Annotated in this window: 13 protein-coding genes and 1 pseudogene; 8 read left to right on the forward strand and 6 right to left on the reverse strand. The window is 54.0% G+C overall.

Annotated elements, in window-relative coordinates; all coding sequences use genetic code 11:
• Positions 1–10 precede the first annotated feature (10 nt).
• Positions 11–1207 (reverse strand): nicotinamide mononucleotide deamidase-related protein YfaY, encoded by a 1197-nt coding sequence (locus FDX09_RS18690; protein ID WP_085047831.1) that lies wholly within the window; start codon positions 1205–1207, stop codon positions 11–13.
• Between the two features lie 79 nt (positions 1208–1286).
• The gene (locus tag FDX09_RS18695; RefSeq protein WP_137347684.1) at positions 1287–1829 is read right to left on the reverse strand and encodes a YfaZ family outer membrane protein; all 543 of its coding nucleotides are present in this window, start codon (positions 1827–1829) and stop codon (positions 1287–1289) included.
• A gap of 316 nt (positions 1830–2145) precedes the next feature.
• Between FDX09_RS18695 and nudI the strand changes: the two genes are divergently transcribed.
• The 8 genes from nudI to arnF all read left to right on the forward strand — a co-directional run bounded on the left by nudI (position 2146) and on the right by arnF (position 10236).
• The gene (gene nudI, locus FDX09_RS18700; protein WP_038642256.1) at positions 2146–2571 is read left to right on the forward strand and encodes a nucleoside triphosphatase NudI; all 426 of its coding nucleotides are present in this window, start codon (positions 2146–2148) and stop codon (positions 2569–2571) included.
• A 291-nt stretch (positions 2572–2862) separates the two neighbouring features.
• The gene (arnB, locus tag FDX09_RS18705; RefSeq protein WP_087857372.1) at positions 2863–4002 is read left to right on the forward strand and encodes a UDP-4-amino-4-deoxy-L-arabinose aminotransferase; all 1140 of its coding nucleotides are present in this window, start codon (positions 2863–2865) and stop codon (positions 4000–4002) included.
• Positions 4003–4004: 2 nt separating this feature from the next.
• The gene (arnC, locus tag FDX09_RS18710; protein WP_137347685.1) at positions 4005–4988 is read left to right on the forward strand and encodes an undecaprenyl-phosphate 4-deoxy-4-formamido-L-arabinose transferase; all 984 of its coding nucleotides are present in this window, start codon (positions 4005–4007) and stop codon (positions 4986–4988) included.
• Entirely contained in the window at positions 4985–6967 is a 1983-nt protein-coding gene (gene arnA, locus FDX09_RS18715; protein ID WP_137347686.1) for a bifunctional UDP-4-amino-4-deoxy-L-arabinose formyltransferase/UDP-glucuronic acid oxidase ArnA, read from the forward strand. The genes arnC and arnA overlap by 4 nt, the downstream gene beginning before the upstream one ends.
• A complete protein-coding gene (gene arnD, locus FDX09_RS18720; RefSeq protein WP_137347687.1) occupies positions 6964–7866 on the forward strand; it encodes a 4-deoxy-4-formamido-L-arabinose-phosphoundecaprenol deformylase in 903 nt (300 codons plus the stop codon). Before arnA ends, arnD begins: the two co-directional genes overlap by 4 nt.
• Positions 7863–9518: a lipid IV(A) 4-amino-4-deoxy-L-arabinosyltransferase gene (gene arnT / locus FDX09_RS18725; RefSeq protein WP_137347688.1), complete on the forward strand. Its 1656-nt coding sequence runs from the start codon at positions 7863–7865 to the stop codon at positions 9516–9518. Before arnD ends, arnT begins: the two co-directional genes overlap by 4 nt.
• Positions 9515–9850, forward strand: a complete 336-nt coding sequence (gene arnE, locus FDX09_RS18730) for a 4-amino-4-deoxy-L-arabinose-phosphoundecaprenol flippase subunit ArnE (protein WP_042307126.1) — start codon at positions 9515–9517, stop codon at positions 9848–9850. The genes arnT and arnE overlap by 4 nt, the downstream gene beginning before the upstream one ends.
• Complete coding sequence (gene arnF / locus FDX09_RS18735; RefSeq protein WP_137347689.1) at positions 9850–10236, forward strand: 4-amino-4-deoxy-L-arabinose-phosphoundecaprenol flippase subunit ArnF; 387 nt, start codon at positions 9850–9852, stop codon at positions 10234–10236. The genes arnE and arnF overlap by 1 nt, the downstream gene beginning before the upstream one ends.
• Before the next feature lie 2 nt (positions 10237–10238).
• On the opposite strand, the pseudogene pmrD reads toward arnF, so the two are convergent.
• From pmrD to menB, 4 genes and pseudogenes are all read right to left on the reverse strand, one after another.
• A pseudogene (pmrD, locus tag FDX09_RS18740) lies at positions 10239–10502 on the reverse strand (signal transduction protein PmrD).
• Positions 10503–10597: 95 nt separating this feature from the next.
• On the reverse strand, positions 10598–12010 hold the full coding sequence (gene menE, locus FDX09_RS18745; RefSeq protein WP_137347690.1) for an o-succinylbenzoate--CoA ligase: 1413 nt from the start codon (positions 12008–12010) through the stop codon (positions 10598–10600).
• A complete protein-coding gene (menC, locus tag FDX09_RS18750) occupies positions 12007–12969 on the reverse strand; it encodes an o-succinylbenzoate synthase (RefSeq protein WP_038642276.1) in 963 nt (320 codons plus the stop codon). Before menC ends, menE begins: the two co-directional genes overlap by 4 nt.
• A complete protein-coding gene (gene menB, locus FDX09_RS18755; protein WP_038642278.1) occupies positions 12969–13826 on the reverse strand; it encodes a 1,4-dihydroxy-2-naphthoyl-CoA synthase in 858 nt (285 codons plus the stop codon). Before menB ends, menC begins: the two co-directional genes overlap by 1 nt.
• Positions 13827–13838 lie beyond the last annotated feature (12 nt).

Consider the following 13838-nt stretch of genomic DNA (forward strand, 5'->3'; position numbering starts at 1 on the left):
CAATCAATGTTTAAATCGTCAGCGATTCAACCACTTCTATCCAGCCGTGTTCGCTGGCGATATCCTGGCCGTTTAGCCAACGACGCAGCATATTCAGCGCCATCATCGCGCAAACTTCCTGACGAATCGGCAAACTGTAGCGATTAGCGCTAAGCCTTACGCGCAAGGCATGTGTCCCATCCGGTGTTGCCAGCGCAAAGTTAATATGTTCGCTTTCGAATGCCGATACTGCCAGCGCCAGCCCGGCATAGTGTTTGGCGCGTCGCTCGGTAATCCAGTGCGCCGTTTGCGCCAGCGTTTCTTCCTGAGACGGAACCACTTCACTCGCTAGCAGAGGAGCATTAGCGCGAGAGAGCTGGAGTGCAACTAAGCCACCGGTGAACTGTTCGCTCAGCGTCAGACTGTATTGTCGCTCCTGCAACGTGCGGGCGATTTGCGCCGGCAAACCTTCCGTACCTTCGAATATCATATTCTGCCCGGCAACCCGCTTCACTTCAGGCCACAGCGCCAGCATGGCGTCTCGTTGGGAATCAGGCCCGGTCAGCTTCAGCTCAATAATCGGCATCGACGAGCGGTAACCCATTGTCACTCCCGGCGGCAAAGGCAGCGGATCCAGACTCTGCGCCAGATCGCTTTCGGAACGGCCAAAGGTGGTTAATCGCAGGCAGAGAGGTGGTTGAGGCAGAGAAAAACGCTCACGCAAACGCGGCAGAATCTCATGCTCAACCATGACTTTAAATTCCGATGGCACGCCAGGCGTAAAGAACATCAGGCAGCGGTTTAGCTTCACGGCGAACCCGCACGCGGTGCCGACAGGATTATTGATAAATTCAGCGCTGGCAGGAAGCTCAGCCTGTTTGCGGTTGCTCGGCGCCATCACGCGGCCACGGTCGCGGAAATAACGCTCCATCTCGGCCAGCCAGGCTTCATGCAATACCAGCCCCTCGCCTTTTGCCGTTGCCGCCGCCTGCGCGCTTAAATCATCGCTGGTCGGCCCCAGACCGCCATTAACGATCAACACATCGGCGTGTTCGCTACGCTCACGTAGAATAGCGACCAAATCGTCAAGATTGTCCCCTACCGTATTGCGGCGGGTTAACGGTAATCCCTGATTAAAGAAAAAATCAGCCAGCCAGGCGGCATTGGTGTCGACGATTTGTCCGTGCAACACTTCATCCCCGGTGGATAGCATCTCCACGTTTAACATCGTGTTCTCCTGCTTTTATGATGAAAACACTATAGCGCATGGAGGGGGGAAGGCGCGACTGAACGCCGCGCCAGAAATGTCAGAAGCTGGCGTTAACCCCAACGTACGGACCATCAGCAATCGCGTTATCGCGGTTGCCATCTTTACCCGCCAGGTTCAGGTAGCGATAACCGGCTTCAATGCTCAGCGGGCGCATAATTGTCAGACGCGCACCGGCATTGGCTTCTTCATAGCTGTCGATACCGCTGGAAAGCGAATCAGGAGAGTAATAGTACTCGCCAAACAGGCGGAAACTATCGCCAATCGGCCACTGCAAACCGCCACCAACTGCCGCCGCGTAGCCTTCATCACCATCATTAGGGTTAGTATAAATACCTTTCCCTCCGACGGTTGCCAGCAACGGACCAAGTGGAATATTCAGACCCAGTCCCAGACCGGCTGCATCGCCGTCGTCATCGTTATGCATCCAGTTACCGCTGACCGCCAGTCCGGTAGATTCAGTCCCCATACCAAACCCAAGGTTGGTATAATCTTCGCCCGCCTGGCCACTAATGCTAATTGCGCTCGCCGACGCGGAAACAAACAGCATTCCGGCAAAACCCAACATTAAAGTTTTTTTCATTTTCTATCCTTTCCAGCAAGAATCAAAACATAGCCCCAAAACCGAGGAATTGTACTGCCAGATGACAAGGAATCAATGAGCTAAAAAAGCGATGCAATGGCATATTGTAACCAAATACTACTTACAAGTTTGAGTTAAGGTTAAATTCCAGGGCTATTTGCAGAATCGACATAGCAGGCCCCCGTTTTCAACAAACATCCCCTTCTCCCCTGATAAAGCAGGGTTAAACGTCACGGAAGCGTTTTTTCTGCCGCCAGCAAAAGGTAAGATGGGTACACAATGGAATTCTCAGCATCCCCCTACAAGGACCCAACCTATGCGCCAAAGAACGATTGTTTGTCCATTAATTCAAAATAATGGCTGTTATTTACTGTGCAAAATGGCTGATGACCGTGGCGTTTTTCCCGGCCAGTGGGCGCTTTCTGGCGGCGGTGTTGAAGCGGGCGAACGCATTGAAGAGGCTTTGCGTCGGGAAGTAAGGGAAGAACTGGGCGAACAGCTCGTGTTGTCAGAAATTACCCCCTGGACCTTCAGTGATGATATTCGCACCAAAACCTATGCCGATGGCAGCCAGGAAGAGATTTACATGATTTACCTCATCTTTGATTGTGTCGCGGCGAATCGTGAAGTGAACATTAACGAAGAGTTTCAGGCATTCGCCTGGGTTAAACCGGAAGATCTCGGCACGTACGACTTAAATGTCGCCACGCGTAAAACGTTAACCCTGAAAGGATTACTGTAAATTATCATTCTAATAGCGGCATAAAATACCTTCCTGAATTGCGGCATTGCATTGACCTGGCTACAGCAACCAGCAATGCCGTTTACGCCACGCCATTTCTGTAAAATTCATTTAATTTCAAAATAATAAATTAAAAACACCGTTATTTTCCTTTATATCTCGAACCTTAAACTCTTAAGGATAAATTAACCTTCAGTCATTAACCTTTGAAGCCTGATAAATAATTAACGACGCGCCTGTTTATCGCGAAAAATAAAACGTCGGTGCGTTAAATGGCTTGAAGGAATAATGATGTCTGACTTTTTGCCTTTCTCTCGCCCGGCGATGGGAGCTGAAGAGCTTGCCGCAGTGAAGGCGGTTCTGGACTCGGGATGGATAACCACCGGCCCGCAAAATCAGCAGTTGGAACAAGCCTTCTGCCAGCTCACGGGAAATCAGCATGCCGTCGCCGTCTGCTCCGCCACAGCTGGAATGCACATCACGCTAATGGCGCTGGGCATCGGTGCGGGCGATGAGGTCATCACGCCATCGATGACGTGGGTTTCTACCCTCAATATGATTGTCCTGCTGGGTGCGACGCCGGTCATGGTCGACGTTGATCGTGATACGCTCATGGTCACGCCAGAGCAGATTGAAGCGGCCATCACACCACGAACCAAAGCGATTGTTCCGGTACATTACGCAGGCGCCCCGGCCGATCTTGACGCGATTTATGCCATTGGCGAGCGCTATGGCATTCCGATCATCGAAGATGCGGCGCACGCCGTAGGGACGTTATATAAGAATCGTCATGTCGGCGCGCACGGCACCGCTATTTTCTCGTTTCACGCCATCAAAAATATTACCTGTGCGGAAGGTGGGCTGATTGTTACCGACGACGGCCAGCTTGCCCAGCGGCTTCGCAGTCTGAAGTTTCACGGCCTGGGCGTTGATGCTTTTGATCGACAAACCTACGGCCGCGCGCCGCAGGCTGAAGTGCTGGCGCCAGGATACAAATACAACCTCACGGATATCAATGCCGCCATCGCGCTGGTACAGCTGAAGAAACTGGAGCAACTGAACTCACGCCGCGCACAAATTGCCCGGGAGTATCAACAGGCGCTGGCCGATACGCCATTTCAACCGTTGAGCCTGCCCCAGTGGTCTCACGTTCACGCCTGGCATCTGTTTATCATTCGTGTTGATGAAGCGCGCTGTGGCCTGAACAGAGATGCCTTAATGGAAGCGCTGAAGGCCAGAAATATCGGCACCGGTCTGCATTTTCGTGCGGCCCATACGCAAAAATATTATCGCGAACGCTTCACCACGCTTTCGCTGCCCAATACAGAGTGGAATAGCGCACGCATCTGCTCGCTGCCGTTGTTCCCCGATATGACCGCCACTGACACCCAGCGAGTTATTACGGCACTTCGCGAGATTGCAGGACAATAACCATGTTTGAAGCAACACCGATCAAAAAAGTCTCGGTGGTCATTCCCGTTTTTAATGAACAGGAAAGCCTGCCAGAGCTAATCAGACGTACCAGCGCCGCCTGCGAAAAATTGGGCAAAGAGTATGAAATCTTGCTGATCGATGACGGCAGCAGCGACCATTCCGCGCAACTGATGATAGACGCGTCTCAGGCGCCGAACAGCCATATTGTTTCTATTCTGCTGAACCGCAATTACGGCCAGCACTCGGCGATCATGGCCGGTTTCAGCCATGTCAGCGGTGACTTGATCATCACGCTGGATGCCGATTTACAAAACCCGCCGGAGGAGATCCCACGACTGGTCGCCACCGCAGATGAAGGCTTCGATGTGGTCGGAACGGTACGCCAGAACCGACAGGACAGCGTATTTCGTAAGACCGCTTCGCGCATGATCAACCACCTGATTCAGCGTACTACCGGTAAAGCAATGGGCGACTACGGCTGCATGCTACGCGCCTATCGTCGCCATATTGTCGATGCCATGCTGCATTGTCAGGAGCGCAGCACCTTTATTCCGATTCTGGCCAACATTTTTGCCCGTCGCGCTACGGAGATCCCGGTACACCATGCAGAGCGTGAATTTGGTGATTCTAAATACAGCTTCATGCGTCTTATCAACCTGATGTATGACCTGGTGACCTGTCTGACCACCACACCGTTACGTATGTTGAGCCTGCTCGGCAGCGTGATTGCCGCCACGGGCTTTACGTTGTCCGTTCTGCTTGTTGTGTTGCGCCTGACGCTCGGCCCGCAGTGGGCCGCGGAAGGGGTATTCATGCTGTTTGCCGTCCTGTTTACCTTTATCGGCGCACAGTTCATCGGCATGGGTTTACTCGGCGAATATATCGGTCGCATCTATAACGATGTCCGCGCCCGCCCCCGCTATTTTGTTCAACACGTTATCCGCCCACAAACCACGCAGTCAACCGAGGAAAACCGCGCATGAAAGCCGTCGTATTTGCCTATCACGATATGGGATGTCAGGGTGTCCAGGCCTTGTTGGATGCAGGTTATGAAATCGCCGCAATTTTTACCCACACCGACAACCCGGGTGAAAAAGCGTTTTTTGGCTCTGTTTCCCGCCTCGCCGCCAGCGCCGGTATTCCGGTTTACGCCCCGGACGAGGTTAATCATCCTTTGTGGATCGAGCGCATTAGCCAACTGGCACCCGATGTTATCTTCTCGTTCTACTATCGCCATTTACTGAGTGAGGAGATCCTCAGTCTTGCGCCTAAGGGAGCATTTAATCTGCACGGCTCGCTGCTGCCGAAATACCGCGGCCGCGCGCCGCTGAACTGGGTATTGGTCAATGGCGAAACCGAAACCGGCGTCACGCTTCATCGCATGATCAAACGCGTGGATGCGGGCGCTATTATCGCCCAGCAGTCTGTCGCTATCTCTCCGGATGATGTGGCGTTAACGCTGCACCATAAATTGTGCCAGGCTGCGCGTCACCTGCTGGAACAGGCGCTGCCCGCGATTAAAACGGGGGATTACGCAGAACGCCCTCAACAGGAAGCAGAGGCTACCTGTTTTGGCCGCCGCACACCGGAAGATAGCTTCCTTGACTGGAACAAACCCGCCGCGGAGCTGCATAACCAGGTCCGCGCTGTCAGCGATCCGTGGCCGGGCGCATTTAGCTATGTCGGCACGCAAAAGTTCACCGTCTGGTCATCGCGTGTTTGCACAAATAGCCTTGCAGCCCAACCTGGCACCGTCATCTCCGTGTCGCCTTTGCTGATCGCCTGTGTCGATGGCGCACTGGAGATTATTACCGGGCAAGCTGGCGATGGTATTGCAATGCAGGGCTCACAGCTGGCGCAGGTTCTGGGCCTCGTACCCGGTTCTCGTCTGAACAGCCAGTCAGTTACCACCAGCAAACGTCGTACTCGCGTGCTGATCCTCGGCGTTAATGGCTTCATTGGTAACCATCTGACCGAGCGCCTGCTGCAAGAAGACAATTACGAAGTATATGGACTCGATATTGGTAGCGACGCCATTGGGCGTTTCCTGCAACATCCGCGTTTCCATTTCGTTGAAGGCGACATCAGTATTCACTCCGAATGGATTGAATATCATGTGAAAAAATGCGACGTCGTATTGCCGCTGGTCGCGATCGCCACGCCAATCGAATATACCCGTAACCCACTGCGCGTGTTTGAGCTTGATTTTGAAGAGAACCTGAAAATCATTCGCTACTGCGTGAAGTACCGTAAGCGCATCATTTTCCCGTCAACGTCCGAAGTTTACGGCATGTGTACCGATAAAGTCTTCGATGAGGACAGCTCGAATCTGATCGTCGGTCCGGTGAATAAACCGCGTTGGATCTACTCCGTTTCCAAACAGTTGCTGGACCGCGTGATCTGGGCATACGGCGAAAAAGAGGGATTGCGCTTCACCCTGTTCCGTCCGTTTAACTGGATGGGACCGCGTCTGGACAGTCTGAATGCCGCGCGAATCGGCAGCTCACGCGCCATTACCCAATTGATTCTCAATCTGGTGGAAGGCTCACCGATTAAGCTGATTGAAGGCGGCAAGCAAAAACGCTGCTTTACCGACATTCGCGATGGTATCGAAGCCCTGTACCGCATTATTGAAAATGAAGGCGGACGTTGTGACGGCGAGATTATCAATATCGGTAACCCGGAGAACGAAGCGAGTATTCAGGAACTGGCAGAAATGCTGCTTTCCTGCTTTGAAAAACATCCATTACGTCAGCATTTTCCGCCGTTTGCCGGTTTCCGCGACGTCGAAAGCAGCAGCTACTATGGTAAAGGTTATCAGGACGTTGAGCATCGTAAGCCCAATATTCGCAACGCAAAACGTTGCCTGAACTGGGAACCCACCATTGAGATGCAGGAAACGGTAGAAGAGACGCTGGACTTCTTCTTACGCAGTGTGGATATCACGGAACACACATCATGACCAAAGTTGGCTTGCGCATTGATGTCGACACGTTCAGGGGGACGCGCGAAGGCGTGCCCCGCCTGCTGGAGACATTGAACCGACATAACGTTCGGGCAAGTTTTTTCTTTAGCGTGGGACCTGACAACATGGGACGCCATCTCTGGCGTCTTGTGAAGCCACAATTTCTGTGGAAGATGCTGCGCTCAAACGCAGCATCGCTCTACGGGTGGGATATTTTGCTGGCGGGTACAGCATGGCCGGGAAAAGAGATCGGCCAGGCCAATGCGGCAATTATTGCGCAAACCGCCCTGCTTCATGAAACCGGTTTGCATGCCTGGGATCACCATGCCTGGCAGGCGCGAAGCGGAAACTGGAATGACAAAGAGCTGATTGACGATATTTCACGTGGCATTACCGCCCTTGAAGCTATCATCAATCAGCCCGTTACCTGCTCCGCCGTTGCGGGATGGCGTGCCGACGACCGCGTCGTCCATGCCAAAGAAACGTTCCATCTGCGCTATAACAGCGACTGTCGGGGAACGTCGTTATTCCGTCCTGTGCTGGCGTCCGGGAAAGCAGGTACGCCGCAAATTCCTGTCACATTACCCACATGGGATGAAGTGGTGGGTCAGGAGGTTCAGGCGGTGGACTTTAACGCTTATATTCTCTCCCACATCCGGATGAGCAGAGGGACGCCGGTGTACACCATTCATGCAGAAGTGGAAGGTATCGCCTTTCAGCAGAATTTTGACGAGCTGCTTACTCGCGCTGCCGACATGGGGATTACGTTTTGCCCGCTCGGGGAGCTGCTACCGGACGATATCAGTACGCTGCCAACAGGGCGGATCGTGCGTGGGAAAATTCCCGGCAGAGAGGGATGGCTTGGCTGTCAGCAACCCGTGGATATGACACAATGAAATCGGTACGTAACGCCCTGGCATTTATCGCTTTTATCGCGCTGTATTTTATTTTACCTATTAATAGTCGTCTGCTGTGGCAGCCTGATGAAACGCGCTATGCCGAAATCAGTCGGGAGATGCTGACCTCTGGCGACTGGATCGTTCCGCACTTTTTAGGGCTGCGTTATTTTGAAAAACCGATTGCCGGATACTGGTTGAACAGCATCGGGCAATGGCTGTTTGGCGCCAATAATTTTGGCGTCAGAGCGGGGGCGATTTTTGCCACCTTGCTGACTGCGCTACTGGTAGCCTGGCTTGCTATGCGAATATGGCAGGATAAGCGTACCGCAGTACTCTCTTCAGTCATCTTTTTAACCTTTTTTTCGGTCTATGGCATCGGCACCTACGCGGTACTCGATCCTATGATCGCACTCTGGCTGATGGCGGGCATGTGCTGCTTTTGGGAGGGGATGCAAGCGACTACCAGAACACGCAAAATTCTCGCCTTTCTGCTGTTAGGGTTAACCTGCGGTATGGGCGTGATGACCAAGGGTTTCCTGGCGCTTGCCGTTCCTGTGCTCAGCGTACTGCCGTGGGTTTTCGTGCAAAAACGCTGGAAAGACCTGATCATCTACGGCCTGCTGGCAGTCGTCGGCTGCGTCGTGATTGTGCTGCCGTGGGGTGTAGCGATTGCTCAGCGTGAGCCGGACTTCTGGCATTATTTCTTTTGGGTCGAACACATTCAACGCTTCGCCCAGGATGATGCCCAACATAAAGCCCCTGTCTGGTACTACATTCCCGTGCTTTTGGCTGGCGCGTTACCGTGGCTCGGGCTGCTTCCCGGCGCGCTACGCACGGGCTGGCGGGAACGCGATGTTTCGCGCAGCACACTATACCTGCTAAGCTGGATTATCATGCCGATCCTGTTTTTCAGCATCGCAAAAGGAAAACTGCCGACCTATATTCTTTCCTGCTTCGCGCCGTTGGCGATATTAACGGCGCGGTTCGGCCTGCAGGCCGCGCAAAAAGGTTCAGCCGCGCTGCGTGTGAATGGCTGGATTAACGTTCTGTTTGGTGTGGCGGGCATTATCGCCACGTTTATTGTTTCCACGCTGGGACCGTTGAAAACGCCTATCTGGTCGCATATCGAAACCTATAAGGTTTTTTGCGCATGGGGTATTTTTCTCACCTGGACGCTCTTTGGCTGGTATACGTTAAATAACCGCGAGAAGAACTGGCAATTTGCCGCGTTTTGCCCATTAGGACTGGCACTGTTGTTTGGCTTCTCCATTCCCGATCGGGTCATGGAATCTAAACAACCGCAGTTTTTTGTCGAGATGACCAAAGAGTCGCTGGAATCCAGCCGCTATATTCTCACCGACAGCGTTGGCGTCGCCGCGGGGCTGGCCTGGAGCCTGAAGCGTGACGACATCATGCTATACGGACAAACAGGCGAGTTGAAATACGGCCTCAACTATCCGGATGCCCAGGGGCGCTTTGTCAGTCGGACGGACTTTGTCGACTGGTTAGCCCAACACCGTCAGCAAGGAAATATTACCCTCGTGCTCTCGATTGATAAGAATGAAGATATTAATCAACTAGCCATTCCTCCCGCTGATTATATCGATAATCAGGGGCGCCTGGTCCTGATTCAGTATCGACCGAAATGATCTGGATAGTCTTAATTTTCGCCAGCCTGCTCAGCGTATGCGGACAGTTATGCCAGAAGCAGGCAACCCGTCCGGTACCATCAGGCAGGCGAAAACGCCATATTACGCAATGGATTGGGCTGGCCCTGGCAAGCCTCGGCCTGGCTATGCTGCTGTGGCTGGTGGTGTTGCAGAATATCCCTGTTGGCATCGCCTATCCCATGCTGAGCCTGAATTTTGTCTGGGTGACGCTGGCCGCCTGGAAAATCTGGCGCGAACCGGTCGCAACGCGCCACTGGCTGGGGGTGGGGCTGATAATCGCCGGCATATTCATTCTTGGGAGCGCGGTGTAATGGGCATATTTTGGGGATTATGTAGCGTTATTATCACCTCGGCCGCCCAACTGAGTCTCGGCTTTGCGATGGATAACTTGCCGCCGATGCTGCAACCGTTGAAATTTCTATCCGCCGTATTCGCTCTTAACGTTGGCGCAGCTGCTCTTTTTAGTGGGCTGGCGGGATATTTACTGTCGGTAATTTGCTGGCATAAGGCCCTGCATCAGCTCGCCCTGAGCAAGGCTTATGCCCTGCTCAGCCTGAGCTATGTTCTGGTTTGGATCGCATCCATGATTCTGCCCGGCTGGCAGGGCACATTTTCAGTGAAGGCGCTGGTTGGGGTACTGTGCATCATGGCGGGTTTAATGACGATTTTTCTGCCTGCTGACCAGCACCAGCGCTGAGCTCATTTATCTGCCGACAGTCGTACCAGGCGCTCCCATTCGTCACAAATGTACTGTCTGGCATCGATTATTTTAATCACGCGAGATACATCACGATTAACACAATACTGGGCGTCTTTCAGCGGTGAAAGAAGATCGCCGGGTTTAACCTGCTCGGAAGATTGCGCCTCAGCAAGCATCTTAAGTGAACCACCGCTATCGCAAAGTACGATATAGAGCCTCCCTGCTTTCTTGTGACAGCAAGACTTCTTAACATGCTATTCCATTGCGCACCTTTTGTTAATGAATTTCACATCAGGTTACACTTTAGCAGATAAACAAAAGGACAATAGCTGCGGAATGGCAAAAATGAGAAATGTAATTAATGTTTTCTTAATGTTAATGATGAAGCACTTACCCAATCCGCCAACGCGCGACGAGAGATTTTAATCCCTCCGGCTTTGAGCTCGGGCGGCAACGTCAGCCAACATACCGGTTGCTGAAAACGGGCCAGCTTATCTTTAACCCACTCTGCAAGATTGGCATCGCCAGCATTGCTGTCATACTCAACGACCGCCACCGGACGATGACCAAACTCTTTATCTTCTAACGGGACAATAAAGGCCTGCAGAACCTGCGGATGCGCTGCAATCACGCGTTCCACTTCTTCTGGCTGTATGCCTTCCCCGCCGCTAAAAAACAGATTGTCCATGCGACCGATAATGGTTAATTTGCCGTCCTTTAACACCCCACGATCGCGGGTGGCAAACCAGCCTTCCGCGTTAACCAGAGGGGTAAGCTGCCCGTTGCGCCAGTAGCCTTGCGCCATGCTGGCCGCACGCAGCCAGACTTCGTCATCCACGATTCTGACTTCTCTGCCCGCTAAGGCTGAACCGACATCTGCCAGACCATCCGCCTCTTTCGCACAGACGGTGGAAGCGAATTCCGTCAGTCCATAACCGCACCAGCAGCGAATCCCCTGATCGCGCGCCTGCTCCGTCAACTCAACAGGAATAGCCGCGCCGCCCAGCAGCACCGCTTTGAGCGTGAACGGTGTTTTATTGACCAACAAGCGCCACAACTGAGTAGGGACCAGCGAGGCATGGGTGCAGCCGATCAGCATTTGTTCCAGCGGCTGCTTGTCGCGCACGGTCATTCGCGCTCCGGCAAACAACCAGCGCCATAAAATACCCTGGCCGGAGACATGAAACAGCGGCAATGAAAGCAGCCAGTCATCTTCAGCGCCAAACGGCATTAATGACAGCACCCCCTGCGCGCTTGCCAGATGCGCCTGACAGGTGTGAACCGCCGCTTTCGGCAATCCGGTGGAACCTGAGGTTAACGTCATTGTGCTCAAGCGCTGAGGCAACCAGGCGGCGGCATGTGCGCCAGGTAGCGCCTGCATCTGCAACGGATTCAGCCCCGGGAACGCGGTAGCCGCCTCCAGATCCAACGCAAAACGTAGCGTTAAGTCCGGAACCAGCGCGTCAAGCAACGACTGTGGCAACTGCGGGTTCACAGGTAAAACCCGCGCCCCACATTGCAGCAGCGCGAGCCAGGCCAGTAAGGCTCGCGGATGATTCCATGCGCGGAGCAGGACGCCATCGCCCTCTTCCACGCCCTGAGCGGCAAACCCGCAGGCCAGATGATCGACGCGCGTGCAAAGCTCACTCCAGCTTAATACTTCATCGTTGAGGCGCAGGGCTGGCGCCTGCGCACGAACCTGTCGCCAGTCGCGCCAGGGCCAGTCAGTGCCCGCTAAGCTCGCGCTAGCAGGCGTTTCCCATGAGGTCATAGCAGGCGTTCCAGCGCATCAACGGCAATACACGGCAACGCGCTACCCGGCCAGGCGCGTACCTGCTGGCACTGCATCAGACTCAGCGTGTCCAGACCCGGAATGGTCTGCGGCGTCAGCCAGGCGGCAATTCTCGCCAGTTGGGTTAAGCCAAGACTCGACTCAATAGATGAACTGATAACGGCGGTGAGACCAAGCGCATGCGCTGCCGCAACCTGTTCACGCACTTTGTCGAGACTACCGGTCAGCGTCGGTTTGATAACCACAGCCTTGACACCCTCTTCGGCTTCAAAGGTGAAATCCGCTTCGCGCAGACTTTCGTCCCAGGCGATAGCGATGCCGGTTTCACGCGCGAATGCGCGTGAGTCATCGCGGGTTTTACATGGCTCTTCAAGGAAGGCAATGCGTCCACGATACTCTGGATTGACGTATTTCGCGAACTGTTGGGCTTTCAACGGCGTCCAGGCACGGTTGGCGTCAAGTCGCAGATGCAGCTCCGGAATCGCCTCCAGCAGCAGATTGGCTACCATCCCGTCGCGAACCGCTTCATACAGCCCAACCTTGATCTTGGCGACTTTTTCGCCCGGCATATCCGCCAGTTGCAGCACCAGATCGTCAGGATCGCCCGTACACAGAGGCGCAGCACGATAGTCTGCAGCCTCCGGCAGAGCGTCTGCCAGTTCGGCCAGCGCACAGCTTGCGCCAAAAGCGACAGAAGGCAGTTGTGGTAAAGAAGCATCCCCTTGCAGCCAGCCTTTCACCCAGGCCAGCAGCTCGGTTTGCGCCTCTTCCCAGCTTTCCTGACTGAAGCCTGGCAGCGGGGAGATCTCTCCCCACCCTTCACGCTCGCCGTCACGCAGACAAACATACAACCCATCACGCGTTTTTAACCGCCTGTCGCGCAGAATCACCCCCGCGTCCATGGGGATCTGCCAGCGGTATACCTGCGCGCTACGCATTACGGATTCCGTTTGAATTTGCTGAAGTCAGGCTGACGTTTCTGGTTAAAGGCGTTACGGCCTTCCTGACCTTCTTCCGTCATGTAGAACAGCATGGTGGCGTTACCGGCCAGCTCTTGCAGGCCTGCCTGCCCATCGCAGTCGGCGTTCAGCGCCGCTTTCAGGCAACGCAGCGCCATCGGGCTGTTTTGCAGCATCTCACGGCACCAGCGTACGGTCTCTTTCTCCAGATCCGCCAGCGGAACCACGGTGTTGACCAGGCCCATATCCAGCGCCTGTTGCGCATCGTACTGACGGCACAGGAACCAGATCTCACGCGCTTTTTTCTGACCAACGATACGGGCCATATAAGAGGCACCCCAACCGCCGTCGAAGGAACCCACTTTCGGGCCGGTCTGACCAAAGATGGCGTTTTCCGCCGCAATGGTCAGGTCACACATCATATGCAGCACATGGCCGCCGCCAATGGAGTACCCTGCCACCATCGCCACGACCGGTTTCGGGCAGGTACGAATCTGACGCTGGAAGTCCAGCACGTTCAGGTGATGCACACCGGAGTCATCCTGATATCCGCCGTAGTCGCCACGCACTTTCTGATCGCCACCTGAGCAGAACGCTTTGTCACCCGCACCGGTCAAAATGATCACGCCGATGTTATCGTCATAGCGGGCATCCGCCAGCGCCTGGATCATCTCTTTTACGGTAACAGGACGGAAAGCATTGCGTACCTGCGGACGATTAATGGTGATTTTGGCGATACCGTCGGTGGATTTCTCGTAGAGAATGTCGGTATAGCCTGCAGAGCAATCGTGCCATTCTACCGGTGCGTAAAGCATTGTTTCATCAGGATAGATCATAAAATGTCCTAT

This window comes from Citrobacter sp. wls717, from assembly GCF_005280955.1.
Lineage (GTDB): Bacteria > Pseudomonadota > Gammaproteobacteria > Enterobacterales > Enterobacteriaceae > Citrobacter > Citrobacter werkmanii.